This is a genomic window from Mesorhizobium sp. WSM4841, assembly GCF_055811515.1.
In genome coordinates, this window is sequence record NZ_JBVVQC010000026.1 from 76,396 (window position 1) to 103,225 (window position 26,830).

At 62.7% G+C, this 26,830-nt stretch carries 25 protein-coding genes; 16 read left to right on the forward strand and 9 right to left on the reverse strand.

Features of this window, described 5'->3' with window-relative positions; all coding sequences use genetic code 11:
• Window positions 1-166: 166 nt before the first annotated feature.
• From AC0L14_RS25360 to AC0L14_RS25370, 3 genes are all read right to left on the reverse strand, one after another.
• Window positions 167-1,891, reverse strand: a complete 1,725-nt coding sequence (locus tag AC0L14_RS25360) for an adenylate/guanylate cyclase domain-containing protein (protein WP_473751106.1) — start codon at window positions 1,889-1,891, stop codon at window positions 167-169.
• Window positions 1,892-2,477: 586 nt separating this feature from the next.
• Window positions 2,478-4,223: an adenylate/guanylate cyclase domain-containing protein gene (locus tag AC0L14_RS25365; protein WP_473751107.1), complete on the reverse strand. Its 1,746-nt coding sequence runs from the start codon at window positions 4,221-4,223 to the stop codon at window positions 2,478-2,480.
• Between the two features lie 356 nt (window positions 4,224-4,579).
• Window positions 4,580-4,726 (reverse strand): hypothetical protein, encoded by a 147-nt coding sequence (locus AC0L14_RS25370; protein ID WP_473751108.1) that lies wholly within the window; start codon window positions 4,724-4,726, stop codon window positions 4,580-4,582.
• Between the two features lie 133 nt (window positions 4,727-4,859).
• On the opposite strand from AC0L14_RS25370, the gene AC0L14_RS25375 reads away from it, so the two are divergent.
• From AC0L14_RS25375 to AC0L14_RS25385, 3 genes are read left to right on the forward strand one after another with little or no spacing between them, the layout of a single operon-like run.
• Window positions 4,860-5,438: a Spy/CpxP family protein refolding chaperone gene (locus AC0L14_RS25375; RefSeq protein ID WP_473529868.1), complete on the forward strand. Its 579-nt coding sequence runs from the start codon at window positions 4,860-4,862 to the stop codon at window positions 5,436-5,438.
• A gap of 43 nt (window positions 5,439-5,481) precedes the next feature.
• Complete coding sequence (locus tag AC0L14_RS25380; RefSeq protein WP_473637698.1) at window positions 5,482-6,183, forward strand: response regulator; 702 nt, start codon at window positions 5,482-5,484, stop codon at window positions 6,181-6,183.
• Between the two features lie 3 nt (window positions 6,184-6,186).
• Window positions 6,187-7,431 carry a sensor histidine kinase gene (locus tag AC0L14_RS25385; protein ID WP_473751109.1) on the forward strand — a complete coding sequence of 415 codons (1,245 nt, stop codon included), beginning with the start codon at window positions 6,187-6,189 and terminating at the stop codon, window positions 7,429-7,431.
• Window positions 7,432-7,944: 513 nt separating this feature from the next.
• On the opposite strand, the gene tyrS is transcribed toward AC0L14_RS25385, so the two are convergent.
• Window positions 7,945-9,198: a tyrosine--tRNA ligase gene (gene tyrS / locus AC0L14_RS25390; RefSeq protein WP_473529865.1), complete on the reverse strand. Its 1,254-nt coding sequence runs from the start codon at window positions 9,196-9,198 to the stop codon at window positions 7,945-7,947.
• Window positions 9,199-9,518: 320 nt separating this feature from the next.
• Between tyrS and AC0L14_RS25395 the strand changes: the two genes are divergently transcribed.
• Both AC0L14_RS25395 and AC0L14_RS25400 read left to right on the forward strand, forming a co-directional pair.
• Window positions 9,519-10,247, forward strand: a complete 729-nt coding sequence (locus tag AC0L14_RS25395) for a glycosyltransferase family 2 protein (protein ID WP_473637700.1) — start codon at window positions 9,519-9,521, stop codon at window positions 10,245-10,247.
• Complete coding sequence (locus AC0L14_RS25400; protein WP_029353575.1) at window positions 10,240-10,572, forward strand: lipid-A-disaccharide synthase N-terminal domain-containing protein; 333 nt, start codon at window positions 10,240-10,242, stop codon at window positions 10,570-10,572. The genes AC0L14_RS25395 and AC0L14_RS25400 overlap by 8 nt, the downstream gene beginning before the upstream one ends.
• 114 nt (window positions 10,573-10,686) lie before the next feature.
• On the opposite strand, the gene AC0L14_RS25405 is transcribed toward AC0L14_RS25400, so the two are convergent.
• Both AC0L14_RS25405 and AC0L14_RS25410 read right to left on the reverse strand, forming a co-directional pair.
• Window positions 10,687-11,337 carry an FMN-binding negative transcriptional regulator gene (locus AC0L14_RS25405; RefSeq protein ID WP_473751110.1) on the reverse strand — a complete coding sequence of 217 codons (651 nt, stop codon included), beginning with the start codon at window positions 11,335-11,337 and terminating at the stop codon, window positions 10,687-10,689.
• Window positions 11,338-11,342: 5 nt separating this feature from the next.
• A complete protein-coding gene (locus tag AC0L14_RS25410) occupies window positions 11,343-12,017 on the reverse strand; it encodes an alpha/beta hydrolase (RefSeq protein ID WP_027154148.1) in 675 nt (224 codons plus the stop codon).
• A gap of 241 nt (window positions 12,018-12,258) precedes the next feature.
• Between AC0L14_RS25410 and AC0L14_RS25415 the strand changes: the two genes are divergently transcribed.
• From AC0L14_RS25415 to AC0L14_RS25445, 7 genes are all read left to right on the forward strand, one after another.
• Window positions 12,259-13,422, forward strand: coding sequence for a cysteine desulfurase family protein (locus AC0L14_RS25415; protein WP_473529863.1), 1,164 nt, complete (start codon window positions 12,259-12,261; stop codon window positions 13,420-13,422).
• A gap of 187 nt (window positions 13,423-13,609) precedes the next feature.
• A complete protein-coding gene (sufB, locus tag AC0L14_RS25420) occupies window positions 13,610-15,127 on the forward strand; it encodes a Fe-S cluster assembly protein SufB (RefSeq protein ID WP_473529862.1) in 1,518 nt (505 codons plus the stop codon).
• Window positions 15,128-15,131: 4 nt separating this feature from the next.
• On the forward strand, window positions 15,132-15,422 hold the full coding sequence (locus tag AC0L14_RS25425; RefSeq protein WP_473529861.1) for a hypothetical protein: 291 nt from the start codon (window positions 15,132-15,134) through the stop codon (window positions 15,420-15,422).
• Window positions 15,415-16,170, forward strand: a complete 756-nt coding sequence (sufC, locus tag AC0L14_RS25430) for a Fe-S cluster assembly ATPase SufC (protein ID WP_473529860.1) — start codon at window positions 15,415-15,417, stop codon at window positions 16,168-16,170. Before AC0L14_RS25425 ends, sufC begins: the two co-directional genes overlap by 8 nt.
• A 43-nt stretch (window positions 16,171-16,213) precedes the next feature.
• On the forward strand, window positions 16,214-17,482 hold the full coding sequence (gene sufD / locus AC0L14_RS25435; RefSeq protein WP_473751111.1) for a Fe-S cluster assembly protein SufD: 1,269 nt from the start codon (window positions 16,214-16,216) through the stop codon (window positions 17,480-17,482).
• A 195-nt stretch (window positions 17,483-17,677) separates the two neighbouring features.
• Window positions 17,678-18,919 carry a cysteine desulfurase gene (locus AC0L14_RS25440; RefSeq protein ID WP_473487899.1) on the forward strand — a complete coding sequence of 414 codons (1,242 nt, stop codon included), beginning with the start codon at window positions 17,678-17,680 and terminating at the stop codon, window positions 18,917-18,919.
• A gap of 5 nt (window positions 18,920-18,924) precedes the next feature.
• Entirely contained in the window at window positions 18,925-19,317 is a 393-nt protein-coding gene (locus AC0L14_RS25445) for an SUF system Fe-S cluster assembly protein (RefSeq protein ID WP_095489690.1), read from the forward strand.
• 3 nt (window positions 19,318-19,320) lie between these two features.
• On the opposite strand, the gene AC0L14_RS25450 is transcribed toward AC0L14_RS25445, so the two are convergent.
• Entirely contained in the window at window positions 19,321-19,860 is a 540-nt protein-coding gene (locus AC0L14_RS25450; protein WP_473751112.1) for an STM3941 family protein, read from the reverse strand.
• A 179-nt stretch (window positions 19,861-20,039) separates the two neighbouring features.
• Here AC0L14_RS25450 and sufA point away from each other — a divergent pair, with 179 nt between their 5' ends.
• On the forward strand, window positions 20,040-20,420 hold the full coding sequence (gene sufA / locus AC0L14_RS25455; RefSeq protein WP_006206001.1) for a Fe-S cluster assembly scaffold SufA: 381 nt from the start codon (window positions 20,040-20,042) through the stop codon (window positions 20,418-20,420).
• 133 nt (window positions 20,421-20,553) lie between these two features.
• On the opposite strand, the gene AC0L14_RS25460 is transcribed toward sufA, so the two are convergent.
• The gene (locus tag AC0L14_RS25460) at window positions 20,554-21,051 is read right to left on the reverse strand and encodes a GFA family protein (RefSeq protein ID WP_473751113.1); all 498 of its coding nucleotides are present in this window, start codon (window positions 21,049-21,051) and stop codon (window positions 20,554-20,556) included.
• A 90-nt stretch (window positions 21,052-21,141) separates the two neighbouring features.
• Between AC0L14_RS25460 and AC0L14_RS25465 the strand changes: the two genes are divergently transcribed.
• Entirely contained in the window at window positions 21,142-21,465 is a 324-nt protein-coding gene (locus tag AC0L14_RS25465) for a TfoX/Sxy family protein (RefSeq protein WP_258117640.1), read from the forward strand.
• A 24-nt stretch (window positions 21,466-21,489) separates the two neighbouring features.
• Here the strand turns inward: AC0L14_RS25465 and AC0L14_RS25470 are convergent, their stop codons facing one another.
• Window positions 21,490-22,422: a carbohydrate kinase family protein gene (locus AC0L14_RS25470; RefSeq protein WP_473751114.1), complete on the reverse strand. Its 933-nt coding sequence runs from the start codon at window positions 22,420-22,422 to the stop codon at window positions 21,490-21,492.
• 274 nt (window positions 22,423-22,696) lie between these two features.
• On the opposite strand from AC0L14_RS25470, the gene recA reads away from it, so the two are divergent.
• Window positions 22,697-23,794: a recombinase RecA gene (gene recA, locus AC0L14_RS25475; RefSeq protein ID WP_008875470.1), complete on the forward strand. Its 1,098-nt coding sequence runs from the start codon at window positions 22,697-22,699 to the stop codon at window positions 23,792-23,794.
• Between the two features lie 249 nt (window positions 23,795-24,043).
• On the forward strand, window positions 24,044-26,710 hold the full coding sequence (gene alaS, locus AC0L14_RS25480) for an alanine--tRNA ligase (RefSeq protein WP_473751115.1): 2,667 nt from the start codon (window positions 24,044-24,046) through the stop codon (window positions 26,708-26,710).
• Window positions 26,711-26,830 lie beyond the last annotated feature (120 nt).

A 26,830-nucleotide genomic window follows, 5' to 3' on the forward strand; every position in this document is an offset into this window, starting at 1 on the left:
CCGCCCCCACGGCCCCCCGCGCCGCGCCCGCCCCGGGCGCCCCGGCCGCGGGCCCGAGGGGTCCCGAACTCCGCCCCCCGGGCCGCGCGCGCGGCTTCGTCCTTGGGTGGGGGGCCGGTCTTTTTTGCCTGTCCCCGATTGGATCTGGTTCGTAGTTACGGGCTGGCTAGGCAATACCGGCTTTCAGCAGTCCTTCGCGGACGTGCTGCACATCAGACTCCTGGGCATAGTGCAGGGTGGCGATAAATGAATCGAGGTCGAATTGGGGATCGAGCGTTCTGATCTTGCCTAGATGCGCCGCGGCCGCGATTTCGTCGCCGAGCCAGCCGTAGCAGGCAGCGGCGAAAGCGTGCTGAACCGAGTCCATGGTTGACAGATGCATGAAAGCTTCGATCGCCTCGCCATACTGGCGCGCGGCGAAATGCGCCTTTCCCAGATGGCTCCAGAACCTCTCCGGGTGGTGCGGGTTCAACTGCATTGCCTTGCGGATCCATTCAATTCCCTCTTCCGGCCTCCCCAGCCACGTCAATAACTCGCCTTGCTGCACCACCACGAGGTCGTAATTGGGATTGAGGGCGAGGGCGCGCTCTTGATGGTAGCGCGCTGTGGTCAGCTCATTGTTGTTCACGTTCACTGCGGCGAGGATGCGGTGGACATCGGCATCGTTGTCGTCCAGCGCCAGCGCCCTGTCCAGCGCTGCCATGATGTCGTTCCAGACGGCATCCCTGTCTTGGCACCAGTTATGGACCCAGGCCTGGCCAAGAATGCAGGCCCGCCAGGCATGGGCATGGGCATAATCGGGGTCGAGCGCGACGGCCCTGCCTATCAAGGTTTGCGCGCGTTCATTATCCGCAAGCGTGCTTCGGTGATGCAGCACCTTGGCAGCAAGCACACATTCATACGCGGCCATGTTTGCAGGTTTCGCCCGGGCGAGCTGGTCCCGCTGAGCCGCCTCGACACGACCGGGCAGCGTGGCTGCGATCGCCGCGGTCACCTCATCCTGAATCGCGAATATGTCGTCCAGCTTCCGGTCATATTTGTCTGCCCAAATATGAGCGTCATTCGCCGTGTCGATGAGCTGAACCGTCACGCGCACCCTGTCGCCGATCTTGCGGACGCTTCCCTCCACCAGGTATTGGACGTCGAGTTTCTCGGCCACCTCGCGCACATTCACGGCGCGGTTCTTGTAGACGAAGCTGGAATTGCGCGAGATGACGAACAGCTCATGGTGGCGGGACAGTTCGGTGATGATGTCCTCGGTCAGTCCGTCCGCGAAAAATTCCTGCTCGGGGTCGCCGCTCATGTTGTTGAATGGCAGCACCACTATCGAAGGTTTCGAGATGGATCGCTTTGCCTCGACTTCTGGCAGGACATGACTGTCGAACCCAATGCGATAGAGGCGAACCGGGCGGCTGATGTTCTTTAACGTCTTCTCGCCCAGGTCCTCCATGGCAATTTCGAGACGGTCGGCAATTTGGGTCGCCACCGCTGCGGTCACGCAGATACCGCCGACGTCGGCGAGTTGCTCGATGCGCGCGGCAATATTGACGCCGTCGCCGAAAATGTCCTCATCGTCGAAAATGATGTCGCCGAGATTTATGCCGATCCTGAATTCGATACGCCGTTCTTGCGGCACATCCGAATTGCGCCGTTTCATGCGCTGTTGGATTTCCACGGCGCATTTCACGGCATCGGTCACGCTCTGGAACTCAACGAGCATGCCGTCTCCGGTGGTCTTGATGATCCGGCCCTTGTTCTTCGCGATGGCGGGATCGACCAGTTCTATGCGATGGGTCCGAAGGCGTGCGAGCGTGCCGGATTCGTCGGCCTCCATTAGCCGACTGTAGCCCGCCATATCGGCAGCCAGAATTGCGGCTAGTCTCTGTTCCATCGCTTGAACCAAAAACCAAGCCTATCCTTCCTGGGCTGCCAAATCCAGCAATTTGGGCTTATGGCTGAAACAAGAAGTCTTCCTACCGCAGCAACAAGAAAGGGCGGATCAGAACCTTCCGCCTTCCGCCAGGTGGCTGCGAACTCGATCGCATCAATGCGGCTTCCGAGCGCGACTAGTTAGGCGCGTTGATTTGGGCTTCAATTTTCCTTGGCTCGTGGGTACCCCTCGAACCGTGCGATTGCATTTTACGTGCAAAGGCTATCCGTCCGCTTCGTGCCCCAATCTCGGTCGTTGGGGGTACTTTCGCTGCTTCTGAAAGCCGACATTCCAAACGGGTCACGCTTGCCGACGTGGTTTGACCCAACGGCGACATTTGTCTGGACCGTCGGTAGGTCTCGTCAGGGTGGAAACCGGAGTTCGACGCGAACCTAACAGAGCTCGCCGGCTGTTCACGGCTGCTCTACGCGCTCGGTCCTCGGACAAGCCGGCCAGAGAACTATCCTTCCAGAAGCGACGCGGGATCAACGGACGTCGCCTGGCCGGACGTGACGCGCAGGAGAGGGCATCTTTGCAACCGCGACGATCACTCCGGCACGCCGGAGATGCCCAGCGCCTCGACGTAACGCTCGGCGAACACCTTGTCCCGCCACGGGTTGATCTGTCTCTGCAGGGTGAGCGTGTAGGTCGGGAACGCCTCCATCAGCCGCCGCGCCGCCGCCTGCGCCTCGTCCAGCCGGTTGAGTTTGACGAGCGCCATGATCACCACCCGGTGCGAGGAGCCGTAGTTCGGCATCTCGTGCAGCGCGCGTTCTCCCCATGCCAGCGCTTCTTCGTAGCGCTCGAGCATCAGGTAGCTCATCCCGATGCCGGAGAGCGCGATGCCCTTCTCGGGGTCGACCGGGCTCAGCCGCATCGCCCTGTGAAAGTGCTCGATCGCGACGAGCGGGCGGCTGGAATGTGCGTTCACCCAGCCGCTGCCCGTATGGCCCTGCGCCGAATTGGGGTTGAGCAGCAGGGATCGTTCGATCGTGCCCAGCGCCATCTCGTAGTCCTTCGCGCTGTAGGCGATCACCTGCGCGGCGAAGCGTAGGCTGGTGGGGTCGTCGCGCGCTTCCGCCAGTACCTCGCGCGCCATGCGCGCGGCGACTCGGGTATCGTCGGGCTCGTGCCAGCACTGGCTCACGGATAGGCTGCGGATATAGGCGCCGAGTGCCTTCGCCAAGTTGAAGCTAGGGTCGATGCTGAGCGCCTCGTTGGTGAGCCGGCGCACGTCGGCAAAGCCTTCGCGCGTCATGCTGTAGAAGCGCGGCAGCGCGCGAAGGTAGAGGTCGTAGGCGCTGATGTAGTCGGTCGGCTTCATGCGCGCCTGCTTGATCTCCTCCAGCCGGATGCTCGGCTCGACGGCGCCGACGACGCTCTCGGTCACCTTGTCCTGCAGGTCGAAGATGTCGCTCACGTCGCCCTCGAAGCGGTCGGCCCAGACATGGTGTCCGCTGATCGCGTCCACCAACTGCCCGCTGATGCGCACCCGCGATCCTGCTCTGCGGATGCTGCCTTCGAGCACGTAGCGGACGCCCAGCTCGCGCCCGACCTGGCGCAGGTCCACCGCCCGGCCCTTATAGGTGAAGGACGAGTTGCGGGCGATCACGAAGAAGGAGTTCACTCGGCTCAATCCCGTGATGATGTCCTCCACCAGCCCGTCGGCGAAGTATTCCTGGTCGGGATCGCGGCTCATGTTGGTGAAAGGCAGAACCGCGATCGAGGGTTTCTCAGGCAGGGGAGGCAGTGCAGTCACCGAGGCGCTGGCGTCGGTCTCGACGCGGTAGGCGCGCACAGGCCGCTCGATGTTCTTGAGGCGCAGGTCGCCGAGCGGCGTGAAGCCGCAGTCGAGCTTGCCCTGAAGGTGGTCGTAGGCGGTGCCCGAGACGACCACGGTGCCGGGATCAGCGATGCTTTCGAGGCGGGCGGCGATGTTGACCCCGTCGCCGTAGAGGTCGCCGTCCTCCTCGCAGACCACGTCGCCGAGATTGACGCCGATGCGGAAGCGAATCCGCTCTTCCTCGGGCGTCTCCGCCTCGTGTTCTGCCAGGGCCTGCTGGATCGCCATCGCCGAGGTCACCGCGTTAACGACGCTCGCGAACTCGCACAGCATGCCGTCGCCGGTGAGCTTGACGATCCGACCCTGGTGCTCGGAGACCAGTGGTTCGAGGAGGTCCTTGCGGTAGATCTTCAGCCGCTCGAGCGTGCCGCGCTCGTCGCGCTCCGTCAGGCGCGAATAGCCGACCACGTCGCAAGCCAGGATCGCTGCGAGGCGGCGCTGCGTGGTCATTGCACCGCTCAGCCAGGCGCCTGCACGCGGGCCGCCCCGCGTCCATGTCCTGCCAACTTCCGGACGCCCTACGTGCATGGTATCCATCTCTCCCAGTCGCCGCCCGTCGCCGATACAGAACGGAGAACGCAGCTTGACCTTGCCTTCACGAGACTTCGCTATCCCGCTTGCGAGCGTTCCAGTCGCCGCGCTAACAGCCAACCCGACGACACGCCCACGCAGCCTCTGGGGACGCTGACCACTCCCAGAAGGCCGGAGATATTTCCTGCTCTGTGTAACCGGTTGACGCCACCGTGGCGGTGCTTTTGTCACCGCGATGTAACAGCGAGATGCCCTACGAACGCCCGCATCGGGCATCACACCAGACGTTCGCGCTTAGAGGTGCTGAGGTCGGCAAGTGGCGCATCCTTCAGCAAACCGTAAAGATTGACCCTTACGGCCACATCGATCAGATCAAGCTCATGACGCGGGGTTTCAGGTAGGGTGGAGAACCACCGCAGCACTCCCGCTGCTCCGCCGCAATAGCGCCTTGCCGGCTTCACACAACTTTACATTCGCCCGCAACGGCCGAAACATTGCGCTCCTAGTCTGGCCCAGTCGCGGCAGAGATGCCGCATTAGCGAAAGGACCAGCATCATGGAAACGAACCATCAGGAACCGGCCGGCCTCTCCGGCACCCCGCAGAAGAAGAGCTGGGGCAAGCGCATCGCCATAGGCGGCATTGCGATAGCGGCGCTTGCCGGCGTCGGCGTCGCCGGCGCGCTCAGCCAGGATTACGGGCGCATGCAGCGCTTCAGCATGGGCGAGAGCGACGGCGGTCCCGGCATGCACATGCAGGCCAATTTCCGCCACGGCATGGGGTTTGGCGGCCCGGGTTTCGGCGGCCATCACTTTGAGCGCATGCTCGATGAGGTCGACGCCACACCCGAGCAGGAAGACAAGCTGGAGGCGATCATGGACAAGCTCCACGACGATGTCCGCCCGATCATGCGAGGCTTCCGCGACACGCGAGACGATGTCGCCAAGCTGCTCGGCGCCGCAACCATCGACCGCGAGGCAGCGGAGAAGCTGCGAGCCGAGCGCATCGCGGCGGTCGATGAGGCCTCGCGCAAGCTGACGACGGCGCTGCTCGACGCCGCCGAGGTGCTGACGGCCGAGCAACGGGCGGAGCTGGTCGAACATTTCGAGGATCGCGGCTGGCACCGCCGCTGGTAAGCTCTGTACCGGCACAGTTTCGAATCGGAGCAAACAAACGAGCATGGCGGACCAGGTTCTCATCGTCGACGACGACAGGCGCCTGTCCGCCATGCTCGCGGAATATCTGACGGACAACGGCTTTCGTGTGCGAGCGGCGGAGACGGCCGGCGCAGGCATTGCCGAGATCGCGCGGCTGTCGCCCGATGCCGTGATACTCGACGTCATGCTGCCTGACATGGACGGCTTCGAGGCGCTCAAGCGCATCCGCGCGAACTTCGATGTGCCGGTTCTGATGCTGACGGCGCGAGGCGACGAGACCGACCGCATCGTGGGGTTGGAAATAGGCGCCGACGATTATCTGCCGAAGCCGTTCAATCCGCGCGAGTTGCTGGCGCGGCTGAAGGCAATCCTGCGCCGCCGCAACGCCGGCGCGAACGCCTCCCCGCGCATCCTCCGCTTCGGACGGCTGGAGATCGACCCTTCCTCGCGCTCGGCCCGCGTCGACGGGCGCGACTGCCCGATGACCAGCTACCAGTTCGACCTGCTGGTGGCGCTCGCCGAAAATGCCGGGCGCACGCTGTCGCGCGAGCAGCTCATGGACATGGTCAAGGGCGAAGAACTGGAAGCGTTCGACCGGTCGATCGACGTGCATGTCTCGCGCATCCGCGCCGCGATCGAGATCGATCCGAGACATCCTCGCCGCATCCTTACGGTACGCGGCGCGGGCTATGTCTTTGCCCGTTTCCAGGACGGTGACAGATAAGCCATGCGCAGCAGCCTTTTCGTCAAGATCTATCTCACCGTGCTCGTCAGCCTCGCCGTAGTGGCGATCGCCAGCGCGATCTTCGTACGCATGGGCCAGGAACGCGAACATGCCGGCTGGAGTGGCCGGCGCGACGCCTTCATCGAGGCGATGCTGCCGGCAGACTCCGACCCCGCCTTGCTGCAGGCGACGGTCGAGCGGCTTTCGGCGGCCTTCGATGCCGACATCTCCGTCTACGGACCGCAGGGTCGGCTGCTTGCAGCGGCCGGTCGGCCGATCCCCCCGCAAGAGATCGGATCGCGGCGCAAGATGCGTCCCGGCGGGCATCACCTGCTGATCAGCCGGCAGCCGGACGGAAGGGTGATCGCGGCGCGGCTGAGAGTGCCGTTCGGCCCGGCCGGCCGCAGCCCACTTGCCTTTCTCGCGCTGATCGCGGCGGTGATAGGGCTTGCCGCCTTTCCGGTCGTGCGTCATCTTACACGCCGCCTTGAAGCATTGCGCCAGGGCGTGGATCGCTGGGGCAAAGGCGCCCTTGACACGCGCGTCGCAGTGAGGGGCAACGATGAGGTTGCGGCGGTGGCGGCGAGCTTCAACCGCGCCGCCGAGCAGATCGCGCGGCTGCTTGTCGCGCACCGCTCGCTCCTTGCCAATGCCAGTCACGAGTTGCGCTCGCCGCTTGCGCGCCTGCGCATGGCGATCGACCTCAACGCCGACGGACAGAGCGGCCCGATGCGCGACGAGATCGTGCGTGACCTCGCCGAACTCGATGCGCTGGTGGAGGAAATCCTGCTTGCCAGCAGGCTCGACCATATCGAGAAGCTGGAACGGGTGGAGCCGGTGGATCTGCTGGCGCTTACGGCCGAGGAAGGCGCGCGCTCCGGCGTCGACGTGTCAGGCGAACCCGGCATCGTGTCGGGCGACCCGACACTGCTCACGCGGCTGGTTCGCAATCTCATGCAGAACGCGCAGAGACATGGCAGCCCGCCGGTCAGCGCGCATGTGGGAACCGAAGGCGGCTCTGTGGTGCTCAAGGTGCGCGATCACGGACCGGGCCTGCCGGAAGGTACCAGCGAGCGCGTCTTCGAGCCGTTCTTCCGACCACAGGGCCGCAGCGAGATGGCCGGCGGCTGGGGCCTCGGACTGTCGCTGGTGCGCCAAATCGCCTTGCACCACGGCGCAACTGTGCACCACAAATCGCCGTCCGGCGGCGGCGCCTGCTTCGTCGTCACGTTTCCGGCAATATCTTAATACGGCGGGCGCATACCCTTGTGAAAGCAGCCCCCTTGGCGGGGCGGAAGGAAGGTATGATTAACGCACGAATTCCCGACGGCGAGATCATCGACGGAAGAGCCAGGGTTTCGCGCCGCGCATCTGAGCGGTAACTCGCGAGGCCCTCCTTATGCGGTCGCTAGAGCGCCGGGTCCTTCGCCTACACAATATACGCGAAGCGTATGCGTCCGCGCACTTGCTCGCGAACATGCAAGTTTCCACCGCGTAAAAAGTTGGGGCCTATGGCCTATCACGTCGGCTCTTGCCCCCCTTCCACGACACCTGACCATCATCACAGGCTCAAAGGCGGCTTTCCACTCGATGGCGGCCGTTCGTGCGCCAACTGAATGTCTTGGAGGGTCAGGGTTTGACGGTGCTCTTGCCTAGGCCGTGATCCCGAACCGAAGGTCAGCGCAGCAAGAAGTGAAACCGGTTTCAGAAAAGGGCTAATGAAGCCCCATCCCGACTCCATCGAGATCGATCAGGCGCTGGTCAGACCGGCCGCACCAGAACGTGTTTTTTCTTGCCGAGCGACAGTTTTACGACTTGTTCCGGGCCGAGATCCTGAAGTGTCACCAACCGGCGATCATCGGAAACGGACTGGTCGTTCAGCCGCACCGCGCCGCCCTGGATGTGTCGCCGCGCCTCGCCGTTGGACGCCGCCAGCCCGGCGGTAACGAACAGCGACAATATGCCGACGCCGCTTTCCAGATCGGCCTTGCCGACCTCGACGGTCGGCAGCGTTTCGGCCAGCGCGCCTTCTTCGAACGTCTTGCGCGCGGTTTCCTCGGCTTGCTCGGCTGCCGCGCGGCCGTGCACGATGGCCGTCGTTTCCGTGGCCAGGACCTTCTTGGCCTCGTTGATCTCGGAGCCGCCAAGCGCGGCGAGCCGGGCGATCTCGGTGAGCGGCAGGCGGGTGAAAATCTTGAGGAAGCGCGTGACGTCGGCGTCCTCGGTGTTGCGCCAGTACTGCCAGAAATCATAGGGCGAGTAGAGATCGCCGTTCAGCCAGACCGCGCCCTTCGCCGATTTGCCCATCTTTGCGCCTGACGACGTCGTCAGCAGCGGTGTGGTCAGGGCATAAAGCTGCGGCGTACCCATGCGGTGTCCGAGATCGACGCCGTTGATGATGTTGCCCCACTGGTCCGATCCGCCCATCTGCAGGCGGCAGCCATATCGCCGGCTGAGCTCGACGAAATCATAGCCCTGCAGGATCATGTAGTTGAATTCGAGGAACGACAGCGATTGTTCGCGCTCGAGCCTCAGCTTGACGCTGTCGAAGGTCAACATGCGGTTGACCGAAAAATGCCGGCCGACATCGCGCAGGAACTCGACATAGTTGAGCTTCATCAGCCAGTCGGCATTGTTGATCATGATCGCGTCGTTCGGACCGTCGCCGAAACGCAGGATGCGGCCGAAGATGCGCTTGATGCCCTCGATGTTGGTGGCGATGGCCTCAGGCGTCAAAAGCTTGCGCTGGTCGTCGCGGAAGGAAGGATCGCCGATCATCGAGGTGCCGCCGCCCATCAGCGCGATCGGCCGGTGGCCGGTCTCCTGCAGCCAGTAGAGCATGGTCGCGGAAATCAGATTGCCGATATGCAGGCTGGTCGCCGTGGCGTCGTAACCGACATAGGCGGTCACCGTTTCCTTGGCGAAAAGCTGGTCGAGGCCGGCATCATCCGAAATCTGGTGGATGAAACCGCGCTCGCTCATTATGCGCAGGAAATCGGATTTGAAGGCGGACATTTTTTCTTTCCCGAAAGCGCCCAACCGAAGCGGATCGGGCGTGGTATGCGTGAACGCGGGCGTTTAGCATCCAAGCGCGGTCAGCAAAAGGGGAATCCGGTTTTGCATCCGGTCGCGTTTTACATGACCGGTTCGGTGCGAACGCAATCACGAGCCTTGAAACGGCGCAAGCTCGCCTTCCGGCTGCATCCTTGCTTCATCGTTTGGGCTGGCGTAATGAGGCGCCGCGCCAGCGGGTTCTCGCCGCACCTGACCCGCTGGAACGGCACCGCACGGCATCGAATCGAATGCCAATATCCTGTGACAGAGCCCGACGCGAAATGCCGGAGATATCCATCGTCATTCCTTGCCGGAACGAGGCGGCGAACCTGCCGCTTCTGCTTGATGAGATCGGGGCGGCGATGGCCGGGCGCGACTTCGAGGTGATCGTCGTCAATGACGGTTCGACCGATGAGACCACCTCGGTGCTTGCCGCCCAGGCAGTGCTTCGCCCGTTTCCGCTTCGCCACCTCCGGCATGAAAAATCCGCCGGCCAGTCTCTCTCTGTGCGTTCGGGCGCATGGGCGGCCCGCGGCGATATCGTCGCCACGATCGATGGCGACGGTCAGAACGATCCCAAATACATTCCGGTGCTGGTCGATGCGCTGCGGCAGGCCGGTCCCGGTTTCGGCGTTGCGCAAGGGCAGCGCCTGAAACGTCGCGACAGCAAGATCAAGCAACTGGCGTCCCGTTTTGCCAACTGGCTGAGAAAGGCCGTCCTGCATGACGAGACCCGCGACACGGGCTGCGGTCTGAAGGCGATCCATACCGACATCCTCAGGAAATTGCCGTTCTTCGACGGCACGCACCGCTTTGTTCCGGCCCTCGTCATCCAGGAGGGGTATCGCGTCGTGCATTGCGACGTGGTCGACCGCTCTCGCCGCCACGGCAAGTCGAATTACGGAATTTTCGACCGCGGCCTGCAAGGGGTGCTTGATCTCGCCGGTGTCTGGTGGCTGCGCCGCCGGCGCCGCAGAATGCCAAAAACAGAGGAAATCCGGCATGGCTAACGTGCTTCAGGAGCTTGCGACCTGGCTTCACGACGTCTTCGTCAAGCAGTTCGATACGTGGATTCTGCTCGGCTTTGTCGCCCAGTTCTTTTTCAGCATGCGCTTCGTCGTGCAGTGGGTCGCATCGGAAAAAGCCAAGCGCAGCGTCGTGCCGATCGCTTTCTGGTTCTTTTCGCTGTTCGGCGGCAGCCTGCTGCTGATCTACGCCATCCAGCGGCAGGATCCGGTGTTCATCGCCGGCCAGGCCCTGGGCCTGTTCATCTACATCCGCAACCTGTGGTTGATCGCCAACGAGCGCAAGGCGGCGATGACGAAGGTCGATTGAGCGACCTGCCTCTCAGCGCGACGTGGCGCAAGCCGGTAAGGTCGACACCGATGCCTTCCTGGCCGCAGCAAATCCCTGGGAGTCTCCAGGCTGCGACCTTGCACAAGGTCGGTCCTATCTGTCGTCCAGTCCGCCGTAGGATCGTACAAGCCGGACCATGTCGGGCGAGTTCGGATCCTCGCTCTCGAGCCCCTCGGCGACACCGCTACGGTCGGCGATGGGCCGGTTCTGGCTGACCTTCCACTTGCCTTGCATATCCGTGATCTCGATTTCCAGCCCGACAATGCCCTTGATCTGCGACTGGATGAAGCTGGCTGGTGCGTCGGTCACAGCCCAGGGTGCTTCGCGAGCGGCTTCCTGTGATACCGTCAGATCGGAAATCTGCTGGGCCAGCCAATCCTGGTCCTCGATCACCCTGACGGCACCGCGCACCTGGACAATGGCGTAGTTCCAGGTCGGCACGACCTTCCCGGTTTCGCGCTTGGTTTCGTACCAGGACGGCGTCACATAGGCGTCGGTGCCCTGGAAGACGACCAGCACGGGCGATGCCTTGCTGTCGGCCAGCAGGCGCCATTGCGGATTGGCTCTCGCCAGGTGGGCGCGCAGCCTGCCGTTTGGTGGCACTTCGGCGTCGAGCAGGAACGGGATCGCGTTCGCGACCGGCCCCTCGGCCCCATTTGAAATCAGCAGCCCAAGCGGATGCGCCCGGATCAGCCCGTGCAGGACGTCCTTTCGCGTTTCCTGGAAATGCGGGGGCTGGTACATCGCTGTTATCGCAACCGTTTCGGCCGCGGGTCGGACAATTCGCCAGCCAGACGGCGATCGAGATAGTCCGCGCATTCCTGGAGCAGGAGGTCCGCGTCGTTGGAGAAGAAATGGTTGGCGCCGGGCAAGGTCTTCTGGGTGATGGTGATGCCCTTTTGCGTGTGCAGCTTGTCGACCAACCCCTGCACGTCCTTTGGCGGCGCGACCTTGTCGGCGTCGCCATGGATGATGAGGCCTGACGACGGGCAGGGAGCCAGGAATGAGAAGTCATAGGTGTTGGGCTGCGGCGCGATCGAGATGAAGCCTTCAATCTCCGGCCGGCGCATCAGAAGCTGCATGCCGATCCACGAGCCGAACGAATAGCCGGCGACCCAGCAGCTCTTGGAATCCGGATGCAGCGACTGCACCCAGTCAAGTGCCGCGGCCGCATCCGACAATTCGCCGGTGCCGTGGTCGAATTCGCCCTGGCTGCGGCCGATGCCGCGGAAATTGAAGCGAAGCGTGGTGAAATCCCGCTTCTGGAACATGTAGAAGAGGTCGTAGACGATCTTGTTGTTCATCGTGCCGCCGAACTGGGGGTGCGGGTGCAGGATGATGGCAATCGGCGCGCTCTTTTCCTTGGAAGGCTGGTAGCGACCCTCCAGGCGGCCGGCCGGACCGGTGAAAATGACCTCAGGCATAAAATACTCCACATGGCATAAGAATGCGCGGCGCCTGGAACAACTCTTCCTCTGGCCTTGACGCAGGGCGAGCGTCTTTCTAGAAGCTAGTTTAGAATTGTTCAAAACTGGGTGGCCAAAACGCAATGGCTCGGCTACCCACGCCGCACGCCGCGTAAATAGGACGTCTTGCCTTGCAATTTCAAGGAAATAACGCGCAAACCTCGCGGAATGGCTCTTGAAGGGACCGATTGAAACGAAAATGGCCGGACCACGCGCCTATCTCGACTACAATGCCAGCGCGCCGCTGCTTGCCGCGGCGCGTACGGCAATGATTGCCGCGCTCGATGCCGCCGCCAACCCGTCGTCGGTCCATGCCGAGGGCCGCGCCGCACGGCGGCTGATCGAACATGCAAGGCGCGACGTGGCGGCGCTGGTCAACGCCACGGCCGAGCATGTCGTCTTCACCTCCGGTGCGACGGAAGCCGCCTCGACGCTGCTGACGCCGGACTGGCAGATGGGGCGCGGCGCTGTCCGCATGAGCCGGCTCTATGTCTGCGAAGCCGATCATCCTTGTATACTGAGTGGCGGGCGTTTTCCGGCAGCCCTGGTGACGCGGATCGGCGTCGACGCCGACGGCATTGTCAGGCTGGACGCGTTGGCCTCGGCACTTGGCCGTCATGACAAGGCAGGCGGCCTGCCGCTGGTGGCGATCCATGCCGCCAACAACGAGACCGGCGTCATCCAGCCGATCGACCGCATCGCCGAAATCGTCAAGCCGGCCGGCGGCATCCTGATCGTCGACGCCGTGCAGGCAGCCGGTCGCATTCCGCTTGATATGTCAGCGGGTTACGCCGATTACCTAATTTTGTCCTCGCACAAGATCGGTGGTCCCAAGGGCGTTGGCGCCATTATCGCCGCCTCGGACCTGATGATGCCTAGGCCGTTGATCGCCGGCGGCGGCCAGGAAAAGGGTCATCGTGGCGGCACCGAAAATCTGGCCGCGATCGCTGGTTTTGGCGCGGCGGCGCGGGAGGCCCTGATCGGATTGAAGAGCATCGATGCGGTCGGTAGCCGCCGCGACGAGATCGAGGCCATCGTGAAAACGCTGGTGCCGGATGCGGAAGTCATCGGAACCGGCGCGCCGAGGCTTGCCAATACGACATTCTTCGCTATTGCGGGCATCAAGGCCGAGACGGCGCAGATCGCCTTCGATCTGGCGGGCGTGGCGCTGTCGGCCGGTTCCGCCTGTTCCTCGGGCAAGGTCGGCCCGAGCCATGTGCTGAAAGCGATGGGGCACAGTGACAGCCTTGGCGCTTTGCGTGTGTCCATCGGCCACGCAACGAGCGCCGAGGACATCGAACTGTTCCGCACTGCGCTGGCAGGTATCGCCTCGCGCCGCGGGGGCAGGGAAGAAGCTGCCTGAGTGCGGCAGAATGATGCAGGTCTTCCGGCCTGGTAGAGCCGTGCGTTTCATGGTGGCCGGGTGAATTTCCGGCAGGGACGCACTATATGGAACTTACGCCGCCTTGGATGCCTCACGGGTACTGGTTTCGCGGTGCCATAGTTTGAAAACTGCCGGGCCTTGACCCCGGCGTGGATGGAGAACGCTAATGCCTGCTGTGCAGGACACGATCGATCGGGTCCGAAAGATCGACGTCGACCAATACAAATACGGATTCCAGACCGAAATCGCGATGGACAAGGCCCCAAAGGGGCTGAGCGAGGACATTATCCGCTTCATTTCGGCGAAGAAGGACGAACCGTCCTGGATGCTGGAATGGCGTCTGGAAGCGTATCGGCGCTGGGTGACGCTGGACGAGCCGAAGTGGGCGCGCGTCCATTATCCGAAGATCGATTTCCAGGACCTCCACTATTATGCGGCGCCCAAGAGCACGCCGGGACCGACATCGCTGAGCGACGTCGATCCCGAACTGTTGAGGGTCTACGAAAAGCTCGGTATCCCACTGAAGGAACAGGAAATCCTTGCCGGCGTGCAGAAGACCGATGCGTCGGAACTCGAGGAAGCCAGCGACAATGTCTATAAGTCGGGCCGCGTTGCCGTCGACGCCGTGTTCGATTCGGTTTCCGTCGTTACCACCTTCAAGAAGGAGTTGGCGCAGGCCGGCGTCATCTTCTGCTCGATCTCGGAAGCGATCCGCGAGCACCCTGAACTGGTGAAGAAATATCTCGGTTCGGTCGTGCCGACCTCCGACAATTTCTACGCCACGCTGAATTCCGCGGTGTTCACCGACGGTTCCTTCGTCTTCGTGCCCAAGGGCGTGCGCTGCCCGATGGAACTGTCGACCTATTTCCGCATGAACGAGAAGAACACCGGCCAGTTCGAGCGCACGCTGATCATCGCCGAGGAAGGGGCTTACGTCTCCTATCTCGAAGGCTGCACGGCGCCGCAGCGCGACGAGAACCAGCTTCACGCCGCCGTGGTCGAACTGATCGCACTCGACGATGCCGAGATCAAATACTCGACGGTGCAGAACTGGTACCCCGGCGACGCCGAGGGCAAGGGCGGCATCTACAATTTCGTCACCAAGCGCGGCGACTGCCGTGGCCACCGTTCGAAGATTTCGTGGACGCAAGTCGAGACCGGCTCCGCGATTACCTGGAAATATCCGAGCTGCATCCTGCGCGGAGACGATTCCAGCGGCGAGTTCTATTCGATCGCCGTGTCGAACGGCTACCAGCAGGTCGACAGCGGCACCAAGATGATCCATCTCGGCAAGAACACGTCGAGCCGAATCATTTCCAAGGGCATCGCCGCCGGCTTCTCGCAGAACACCTATCGCGGCCAGGTGTCGGCGCACCGCAAGGCGACCAATGCTCGTAACTTCACCAACTGTGACTCGCTGCTGATCGGCGACCAGTGCGGCGCGCACACCGTGCCCTACATGGAAGCCAAGAACGCAACGGCGCAGTTCGAGCATGAAGCGACCACCTCGAAAATCTCCGAGGACCAGAAGTTCTACGTCATGCAGCGCGGCATTCCGGAAGAAGAGGCGATCGCGCTGATCGTCAACGGCTTCGTCAAGGACGTCATCCAGCAACTGCCGATGGAGTTCGCAGTCGAGGCGCAGAAGCTGATCGGCATTTCGCTGGAAGGCTCGGTGGGCTGATTAGATGGAACGGCGCTCCTGGAAATTCTTCGAGCGAATCGAGAGCTTGATATTCATCGTTCTGATGCTCTTGCTGACGCTGGCTGTTGGAGGTGCCGTGATGGCTCTGATAGGCGCAATGTTTGGCCTGAGTTCGGTAAAGACTATTGGTGGTTCAATTGCGGGCCTAGGCGCGGTTGGGTTTTTTGGCTGGATGTTGGTTACTGGCGATCTTGCGGGCGCGCTTTTAGGGATATCCCGTCCAGGACCGAGCGTCGAGAACAACAAGAACACGAAAGTAGAAAAAGATGCTTGAGATCAGGAATTTGCACGCCCGTATCGTCGATGACGGCACCGAGATCATCCGCGGCCTGAACCTGACAGTGAGGGCCGGCGAGGTTGCCGCCATCATGGGCCCCAACGGCTCGGGAAAATCGACGCTGTCCTACATCCTCGCCGGGCGCGAGGATTATGAAGTCACAGAAGGCGACATTCTCTACAACGGCCAATCGATCCTCGAAATGGACCCGGCCGAGCGCGCCACATCAGGCATCTTTCTCGCCTTCCAGTATCCGATGGAGATACCGGGTGTGGCGACGATGGAATTCCTGAAAGTGGCGATGAACGAGCAGCGCAAGGCGCGCGGCGAGGAGCCGCTGAAGATCCCCGAATTCCTGAAGCGCGTGAAGGACGCGGCCGCCTTGCTCGACATGGACATGGCGATGCTGAAACGGCCGCTCAATGTCGGCTTCTCCGGCGGCGAGAAGAAGCGCGCCGAGATCCTGCAGATGAAGCTTCTGGAGCCAAAACTGTGCGTGCTCGACGAGACTGATTCCGGCCTCGACATCGATGCGCTCAAGATCGTCTCGGAAGGCGTCAATGCGTTGCGCGCGCCAGACCGCGCCATCGTCATCATCACCCACTACCAGCGCCTGCTTCAATACATCGTGCCGGATAGTGTGCACGTGCTGTACAGAGGCCAGGTGGTCAAGTCGGGCGACAAGTCGCTGGCGCTCGACCTCGAGGCCAATGGCTATGCCGGCGTGATTGGCCAAGCCGCGTGAGATGCCAGAAGGCCCAGAAGGCAAGCCAAGCAAGGCGAAACTGATGAATATACACACGACACCCCAGCGGACGCCGGCCGAAACGGCGCTGATCGACGCCTTCAGCGACCGGCTGTCGCTGCTGCCCGGTGACGGCACGGTGATGCTGAAGCGCGACGACGCAATCGAAGCGATCAAGAGCGGCCTGCCGACGCGGCGCATCGAATCCTGGCACTACACCGATCTGCGCCGCCTGCTGACTTCGGTGCCGGATTTCGATCCCGCAGCTGTCGCGAGAGCCATTGCGCCTGTTGTCGAAGGGTCCGCTGTTCTGCCGGTGCTGAACGGCGTGTCGAGCGCGAAACTGCCTGATATCGAGGGCATTGCCGTGCAGCGCCTGTCGGAGAAACTGACCGACGGCAGTATCGCGCCGGGCCTCGATGCCTATGGCGTCGACGATGCCATCGGCGCGCTGAACACCGCTTTCGTGGCCGACGGCTATTTTGTCGACATCGCCGACGGCACCGAACTGGACAAGCCGATCGAACTGCAGAACCTGCAGGCCGGCGGCCAGACGCATGTTCGCCTCAGCGTCCGCGTCGGCGCCGGCGCTAAGGCTGTTATCGTCGAGCGCCAGGCGGGCGAGGGCGCCGCACTCGTCAGCTCGGTCAGCCAGCTTCTCCTTGAGGAGGGCGCCGACGTGACGTGGCTCATCGTGCAGGAGCAGCCGGATACGGCAACGCATCTTGCCCAATTCAAGGCGCATCTCGGCAAGGATGCGAAGCTGACGCTGTTCGTCATGAACGCCGGCGGCAAGCTGGTGCGCCAGGAGATCGTGGTGAAGACCACCGGCGAAGGCGCCGACTTCACGCTGCGCGGCATCAACCTGCTTGCCGGCGACACGCATACCGACGTGACCATGGTGCTTGACCATACCGTGCCGCACACGGCTTCAACGGAGGTGATCCGCAACGTGGTGACCGGAAGAGCGCGCGGCGTCTTCCAGGGGCGCATCAACGTCCACCAATATGCGCAGAAGACCAACGCCAAGATGGCCTGCAACACGCTGCTTCTGTCCGATGACGGCGAGTTCTCGACCAAGCCTGAGCTCGAAATCTTCGCCGACGACGTCGTCTGCGGCCATGGCGCGACCGTCACCGAGATCGACCATAGCCACCTGTTCTACCTGATGGCGCGCGGCATCGACGAGAAGTCGGCGCGTGGCCTGTTGGTGAAGGCATTCGTCGCCGAGGTGATCGAGGAACTGGACGACGAGGCGATCGTCGAGGCGCTGGAAACGAGGCTCGACGGCTGGTTCGCGGCGCACGGATAGCAGTGGGTGAGAGTCTGGCGCTTCGGCCAACACCCCTCATCCGACCGAGCTCCGCTCGGCCACCTTCTCCCACAAGGGGAGAAGGAAGAGCGCCAGACCTTCTCCCCTTGTGGGAGAAGGTGGATTGGCGCGAAAGCGCCAAGACGGATGAGGGGTGTTGGAACGAACGCGGCGTAGAGCGGCAAGGACTTCGAAATGGACCAGAAAGTCGAAAACATTCCCTACGACGTCGAGGCGATACGCCGCGACTTTCCGATCCTGTCGCGGGAAGTCTACGGCAAACCGCTGGTCTATCTCGACAATGGCGCCTCGGCGCAGAAGCCGCAGGCCGTGCTCGACGCCATCCAGCACACCTATTCCCAGGAATACGCCAACGTCCATCGTGGCCTGCATTTCCTGTCCAATGCGGCGACCGACGCCTTTGAGAACGCGCGCAAGATTGTGCAAAGATTTCTGAACGCGCCTGATACCGACAACATCGTCTTCACCTCGAACACGACCGCGGCGATCAACACCGTCGCCTATGGCTTCGGCATGCCCAATATCGGCGAGGGCGATGAAATCGTGCTGTCGATCATGGAGCACCATTCCAACATTGTGCCGTGGCATTTCATCCGCGAGCGGCAGGGCGCGAAACTGGTCTGGGTGCCGGTCGACGATCTCGGCATCTTCCACATCGAGGAGTTCGAGAAGCGGCTGACCGACCGCACCAAGCTCGTCGCCATCACGCACATGTCGAACGCGCTGGGCACGGTGACGCCGATCAAGGAGATCGTCCGCATCGCGCATGCGCGCGGCATTCCGGTGCTGGTCGACGGCAGCCAGAGCGCCGTGCATATGCCGATCGACGTGCAGGACCTCGACTGCGATTTCTTCGTCTTCACCGGCCACAAGGTCTATGGGCCCTCGGGCATCGGCGTGCTCTACGGCAAGAAGGACATGCTGGAGCGCATGCGACCGTTCATGGGCGGCGGCGAGATGATCGAGGAGGTGACGCAAGACTTCGTCACCTACAACGATCCGCCGCACCGCTTTGAGGCCGGAACGCCGCCGATCGTCCAGGCGATAGGGCTGGGTGCGGCGCTGGAATACATGGAAAAGATCGGCCGCGAGCGCATTGCCGCGCACGAAGCCGATCTGAAGGATTATGCGCATCAGCGGCTGCGTGCCATCAATTCGCTGCGCATCTTCGGCGACGCGCCTGATAAGGGCGCCATCATCTCCTTCGAATTGCAGGGCATTCATGCCCATGACGTGTCGATGGTCATCGACAGGCAGGGCGTTGCTGTCCGCGCCGGCACGCATTGCGCCCAGCCGCTGTTGAAACGTTTCGGCGTAACCTCCACATGCAGGGCATCGTTCGGCATGTATAATACCAGGGCCGAAGTCGACGCTTTGGCCGATGCGCTCGAAAAAGCGCGCAAGTTCTTCGGATGACGATCATGGATGATGCAGGCCGCACCGCTGAGACCACTTCGGAGACGACTGCCAACGGTCTGGTTTCCGCCTCGGCCATACCCGCCGACGAACTGGCGCGGCTGACCGACGACATCGTCTCGGCGCTGAAGACGGTCTACGACCCGGAAATCCCGGCCGACATCTACGAGCTTGGCCTGATCTACAAGATCGACATCGAGGACGACCGCTCGGTCAAGATCGACATGACGCTAACCGCGCCCGGCTGCCCGGTGGCCGGCGAAATGCCCGGCTGGGTGGAAAACGCCGTCGGCGCTGTCGAAGGCGTGTCCGGCGTCGAGGTCAACATGACCTTCGATCCGCCCTGGTCGCCCGACCGCATGTCGGAAGAGGCGCAGGTCGCGGTGGGCTGGTATTGATCCTTAATCGATGGTGCTGCCATGGGCCTTGGAGTAGGCAGCAACAAGTTGGAAAAAGTCCTCAAACTTCACGCTGAACTCCGCTGTAGGAATGCATAGCCCATCAATTCCGAAGGAGCGATTGGCAGTGCGGCTCCAACGCGCCAACAGCGTGAGAGGTAACTCACGCCATACTGCTTCTGATATTTTGACCACGAGCATCTTAGTGCGTTGATGGTCCCGCACGGACAGCTTTTGGACGTCGGCCCAAGGTATGAACGCTGCCGAGATTCGGGTATCTCGCAACCCTTCCGGTGAAAGCGTCAGAATTGGCAATCCAGTTTTAAAATATTGCCAAATCACGATCAGGACCGTGCCTGAGAACAACGGTCCGCCTATCCATCCCATGAGCTGTACAAAACTGCCCGGAGTTACGCCTACGGATGATGGCCAACCACCCATTGCAAAACCCAAGGCCGAGAAAGCTAGCGCCCCGATGACCAGTAAAAATAACCGAACGGGCGACGCCCGAAATTCTACCATCTGATTTGGGTCAACCGGCATTCTATCCTCGTCGTCAGCCGCAACCGACATCTAACTGCTAGCAACCTTCGATATACAACAGACGCCGCGCTGTTCAAATTGCGCGTCATACCGGGGTTGCGCCCGGCATGAAACTTCACCATTTTAGGGAAGACTCATTCCACGGGCCTTGGACCCGCGCGAAAGTGGAGAAAGAAAAGATGGGACGCTTCGCCGTCATCACGATGACCGAAAAGGCTGCCGACCGGGTTCGCGAGATCGTCGCAACCCGTGAGAATGCGCACGGCATTCGCCTTGGCATCAAGAAGGGCGGCTGCGCCGGTATGGAATATACGGTCGACCTGGTGACCGAGCCCAACACCAAGGACGATCATATCGAGCGCGACGGCGCCCATGTCTATGTCGCGCCTGAGGCAGCGCTTTTCCTGTTCGGCACCGAGATGGATTTCGAGCAGACGACGCTGCGCACCGGCTTCACCTTCCGCAACCCGAACCAGAGCTCGGCCTGCGGCTGCGGCGAATCGGTTGAGCTCAAGCCGGCTGATCTGAAGGCGCTGGCCGAGGCGCGCGCATCGGCCTGATTCTTTCTTCTCCCCGTTTACGGGGAGAAGGTGGCCCGAAGGGCCGGATGAGGGGCAGAGCCGGCCTCTGTGATGTTTGCGCCGCCCTCATCTGCCTGCCGGCATCTTCTCCCCGTAAACGGGGCGAAGAATGCTAATCCACCCACATTCCCGTCCGCTTGTGCCAGTCTGCGATCGATTCCTCGGGATAGACGTCGAAGGTCTTGTCGTCCTTGCCGATCTCGGGCTCGACCCAGTTCGCCTTGTATTTCAGCATGAGGTGCACCTTTTCAGGCGGTTTCGGCAGGTCTGTGTCGATCGCCGAGGCGAAGGGGTGGACCAGCTCCGGCCAGGTCGGATCGTAGAGCCACAGTGCCGATCCGCATTTCCTGCAGAAATTCCGCTCGCCTGACGAGATCTCGCACTGCGGATGCTCGTCGTCCTCGATCTCGGCCCGGTAGACGCCGAGATTGCGCTTGCCCTTGATTTTGAGCGTCTCGTAATCGGCGCCGAGATTGATGGCAAAGCCACCGCCGCCCTGCTGCTTGCGGCAGATCGAGCAGTAGCAGAGCATGAACGGCACCGGCGTGTGGCTTTCCACCTCGAATCGGACAGCATTGCACCGGCAGGACCCTTTGAGCAGAAGCGGCATGAAAAACTCCGACGAAATTGGTTTTCAACTTGTCAGGATGGTGCCGGTTGCGGCGATGACAAGCCTAAATCCGGGTGACATGATCGCGGCATGGACAATGAACGCATTGCCGAACTTTTCGAAGGCCTCGGCCCGGTCAGCATTCGCAAGATGTTCGGCGGCAAGGGCATCTATTTTGACGGCGTTATCGTCGCCATCGTGGTGCGCGGCGAATTGATGCTGAAGGCCGACGCGGAAAGCGCGCCCGAATTCGAGGCGGCCGGCTGTCGGCAATGGACCTATACGGGGTCGCGGCACGGCAAGCTGGTGTCGATGCCGTATTGGAGCGTTCCCGACAGCGCCTTCGACGATCCGGATGAGATGTCGGTCTGGGCACGCCGGGCCTATGAAGCGGGGCTGCGTGCCGGCAAATAGGCTACCTCTCCACTGGTCATCAGCTCATGCCAATTTCTGCGGCTCGGGCACAAGGGCCAGCGCGTCGGCAAAGTCTGCCGCCGTTAAGACCGGCACAAGCCCGGCACTTTCGATCGCGAGCATTGCTGCGGCAACGCCGTCGCGCAGCGCCGCGCGCAGCGTCAGGCCGCGCAGCAGGGCGGCGACCATTGCGCCCGCCAGCGCATCGGCGGCGCCGTCCGCGACTTTTTTCGGCGGCAGGATCGAGAAGGCGCCGGCTTCGTCGAAACCCAGCACCGGACCGTCATCCGCCGTCACCACGCCGCCTTTGAGGCCGGCGCGCCTCAGGCGGTCGATGATATCACGCTCCGCCGTGTCGATACCGACATCGGCGAGTGCGATGGCCTCGCGCCGGTCCATGAAGACCATCGCCAGGCTGCCAAGCACCGGCGCGAGCCGCACCGCCTTGTCTGGTGAGACGGCGAGGCCGAAGACCGGCTTGCCGGCGGCAAGCGCCACCAGCCGCTCCAGTGCCGTCGACGGCAGGTTGGCGTCGCACAGGACCGCATCGGCGGTGCTGATCGCCTCGCGCACCTTGGCACGGCGGATCTGCTTGGGAAGTGCCAGATCATAGAGCGCCATGTCGGCGAGGCCGATGATCAGCGCGCCGTCGCCGTCGATCAGCATTGTGTTGCTCGGCGTCGTGCGATCGAGGAACACCACGGAAAGATCGGCAATACCGGCCGCAGCGATGGCGCGCGAGACCGTATCGGCCAGAACATCGCCGCCGCGCACCGAAAGCAGCGAGCCGGAGACACCGCGGCGTACGGCGCTGCGCAGCGCATTGAAGACGGCGCCGCCGACAGCCTCGCGCATCGTGCCGGGATTCGACGCCGCCGGCACGAAAGTGCCCGAAACCTGGCCGCGCCGATCTATATAGGCGCCGCCTACGGCCAGGATTGTCGGCGACTTCATCATGCCGGCGAGATGACCTTTGCTGTTGCCGGGCGGAGACTAGGTCGTCCGGCGGAACCGGGCAACCGGAGGTGCGATTCGGGAGATGCCAGCACGATCCCACGGAGGAAGCGGGATACATCTTGGGGTGAAAACACGAAACAAAAAAAGAACAAATCCGGATATCCTTTGTTTTTCAATCGCTTGTCTCCCCTTGCCAGATGAGAACAAAAAAGGTACAAATTAATAAGGATTACGGATTGTCCGGCCTTCATTGACGACCAAGGGGTGATGTATCATGGCTCAGAATTCTTTGCGGCTTGTAGAGGACAAAGCAGTGGACAAATCAAAGGCTCTGGATGCGGCGCTGTCGCAAATCGAGCGTGCCTTCGGCAAGGGCTCGATCATGCGGCTCGGCGCAAACGAGCAGGTCGTCGAGATCGAAACGGTGCCGACCGGTTCGCTTGGCCTCGACATCGCGCTTGGCGTCGGCGGCCTGCCGCGCGGCCGCATCGTCGAGATCTACGGGCCGGAAAGCTCGGGCAAGACGACGCTGGCGCTGCACACGGTGGCCGAAGCCCAGAAGAAGGGCGGCATCTGCGCGTTCGTCGATGCTGAGCATGCGCTCGATCCGGTCTACGCCCGCAAACTCGGCGTCGACCTCGAAAACCTGCTGATTTCGCAGCCCGACACCGGCGAGCAGGCGCTGGAGATCTGTGACACGCTGGTGCGTTCCGGCGCCATCGACGTGCTGGTGGTCGATTCGGTCGCGGCGCTGACGCCGCGCGCCGAAATCGAGGGCGAGATGGGCGATTCGCTGCCCGGCCTGCAGGCGCGGCTGATGAGCCAGGCGCTGCGCAAGCTGACCGCCTCGATCTCGCGCTCCAACACCATGGTCATCTTCATCAACCAGATCCGCATGAAGATCGGCGTCATGTTCGGTTCGCCCGAGACTACGACCGGCGGCAACGCGCTGAAATTCTACGCTTCGGTGCGCCTCGACATTCGTCGCATCGGCTCGGTCAAGGACCGCGACGAGGTCGTCGGCAACCAGACCCGCGTCAAGGTGGTCAAGAACAAGCTGGCGCCGCCCTTCAAGGTGGTCGAATTCGACATCATGTATGGCGAGGGCGTGTCCAAGACCGGCGAGTTGGTCGACCTCGGCGTCAAGGCCGGCGTGGTCGAGAAGTCGGGCGCCTGGTTCTCCTACAATTCGCAGCGTCTCGGCCAGGGCCGCGAAAATGCAAAACTGTTCCTGCGCGACAATCCCGACACGGCGCGCGAAATCGAGCTGGCGCTGAGGCAGAATGCCGGACTTATCGCCGAGAAATTCCTCGAGAATGGTGGTTCCGAAGGTGGAGACGACGGTTTCGAGGACGAAGCGGGCGCGATGTAGGATGCGGGCTGTGCCAGCCAGAATATCCGTTTGAGTTCACGTATCCCGAATTGAGTATCGATGTGTTCATGCCGCCGGCCTTGGGCCGGCGGTTTGCGTTTTTGGCGGTGGCTCTGGCCATTCCGAACAGCCGGCCAAGGCTACGATTTGGAGCAATTCCGTGTTTCTGGACAGGGTGCGGTGCGACCGCTAAAAGGCCATGTCTGTTTTCCGCCGGCAATCGGCGGTTCTCTCGAAAAGGCAGTATTCATGAGTGGCGTCAACGAGATCAGGTCGGCATTTCTCGACTATTTCCGCAAAGAAGGTCACGAGGTCGTGGCGTCGAGCCCGCTGGTGCCGCGCAACGACCCAACGCTGATGTTCACCAACGCCGGCATGGTGCAGTTCAAGAACGTCTTCACCGGGTTTGAAACCCGTCCCTATTCGCGCGCCACGACTTCGCAGAAATGCGTGCGCGCCGGCGGCAAGCACAACGATCTCGACAATGTCGGCTACACTGCCCGTCACCACACTTTTTTCGAGATGCTCGGCAATTTCTCCTTCGGCGATTATTTCAAGGAGCGCGCCATCGAACTCGCCTGGAACCTGATCACCCGCGAGTTTGGCATCGCCAAGGATAGGCTTCTGGTGACCGTCTATCATACCGACGACGCGGCCGCAGGCTTCTGGAAGAAGATCGCCGGGCTGCCGGAGGACAGGATCATCCGCATCGCCACCAGCGACAATTTCTGGGCGATGGGCGATACCGGTCCCTGCGGTCCGTGCTCGGAAATCTTCTACGACCATGGCGCCGACATTCCGGGCGGCCCGCCCGGCAGCCCGGATGAGGACGGCGACCGTTTCATCGAGATCTGGAACCTCGTCTTCATGCAGTTCGAGCAGGTGACGAAGGCGGAGCGGATCGAACTGCCGCGCCCGTCGATCGATACCGGCATGGGTTTGGAGCGCATCGCCGCCGTCCTGCAGGGCGAGCACGACAATTACGACATCGACCTGTTCAAGGCGCTGATCCGAGCCTCGGAAGAGGCGACCGGCGTCAAGGCGGAAGGCAAGAACCGGGCGAGCCACCGCGTCATTGCCGATCATCTGCGCGCCTCGAGCTTCCTCATCGCTGACGGGGTGCTGCCGTCGAACGAGGGCCGCGGCTACGTACTGCGTCGCATCATGCGCCGCGCCATGCGTCATGCGCAGCTTTTGGGCGCCGGTGATCCGTTGATGTGGCGGCTGGTGCCGGCGCTGGTGCGCGAGATGGGCCAGGCCTATCCCGAACTGGTGCGCGGCCAGCCGCTGATCACTGAGACGCTGAAGCTCGAGGAAACGCGCTTCCGCAAGACGCTGGCGCGCGGCCTCGGCCTGCTTGCCGATGCAACCGAGACGCTGGGCAGCGGCGACCGGCTCGACGGCGAGACGGCGTTCAAGCTCTACGACACCTACGGCTTCCCGCTCGATCTCACCCAGGACGCCCTGCGCCCGCGCGGCGTTTCGGTCGATCTCGACGGCTTCAATGCTGCGATGGAGCGCCAGAAGGCCGAGGCGCGCAAGAGCTGGGCCGGCTCTGGCGACGCGGCCACCGAGACCGTCTGGTTCGCGGTGCGCGAGAAGGCGGGCGCGACCGAGTTTCTGGGCTACGACACCGAGCAAGCGGAAGGCATCGTTCAGGCGCTGGTCAGGGATGGCGTTGCGGTGGAGAGCGCCGTTGCCGGCGAAACTGTCGGCGTCGTCGTCAACCAGACGCCGTTCTATGGCGAGTCCGGCGGCCAGATGGGCGACACCGGCGTGATTTCGGGCGAAGGTTTTGTCATCGACGTCACCGACACGCAGAAGAAGGGCGACGGCCTGTTCGTGCATTTTGGCAAGGTTACCAATGGCACCGTCAAGACGGATGAAGCGGTCGAGCTAAAGGTCGACCATATCAGGCGCACGCGGCTGCGCTCCAACCATTCGGCGACCCACCTTGTCCACGAGGCGCTGCGCGAGGTGCTCGGCACCCATGTCGCGCAAAAGGGCTCACTGGTCGCGCCGGAACGGCTGCGCTTCGACTTTTCCCATCCGAAGCCGATCTCGGCCGAGGAACTGGAACGCGTCGAGGCGATGGCCAACGAGATCGTCGTGCAGAACAGCCCGGTGACGACGCGGCTGATGAGCGTCGACGACGCGATCGCCGAGGGCGCCATGGCGCTGTTCGGCGAGAAATATGGCGACGAGGTCCGCGTCGTTTCGATGGGCACCGGGATCACCGGCGACAAGGCCGGCAAGCCCTATTCGGTCGAACTGTGCGGCGGCACCCATGTCGGCGCCGCCGGCGATATCGGCCTGGTCCGGCTGGTCTCGGAAGGCGCTGTCGCCGCCGGCGTACGCCGCATCGAGGCGCTGACCGGCGAGGCGGCCAGAAAGCATCTTGACGAGCAGGACAAGCGGCTGAAGGCGGTCGCTGCCACGCTCAAGATTTCGCCGGCCGACGTGCCGGCCCGCGTCGAGGCGCTGCTCGACGAGCGCAAGAAGCTGGAGAAGGAATTGACCGAGGCGCGCAAGAAGCTGGCGCTGGGCGACCGCTCGCCAGCCGGTGCGCCGGCCGAAAATGAGACCATTGCCGGTGTCGGTTTTCTCGGCAAGGCGGTATCGGGCGTCTCGCCAAAGGACTTGAAGCCGTTGGCCGATGCCGGCAAGAAGTCGCTCGGTTCCGGCGTCGTTGTCTTCGTTGGCGCCGGCGAGGACAACAAGGCCAGCGTCGTGGTCGGCGTCACCGACGACCTGACCGGCCGCTTCAGCGCCGTCGATCTGGTGCGCGTGGCGTCCGCGGCATTGGGTGGGCAGGGCGGCGGCGGTCGGCCTGACATGGCCCAGGCCGGCGGCCCGGATGCCTCGAAAGCCGAGAATGCGATCGCTGCGGTGAAGGCGGCACTGGAAGCTGCGTGATCGGTCGCAGGGAAGGCTTCGGGTTCCTCGCCCCCACGGAAGTGGGGGAGAGAAGCTATGGGGCGGCGGCGAGGGTTGTGGCACCATCGTTGCTGTGAACTCAACGAATGGAGCGCCCCG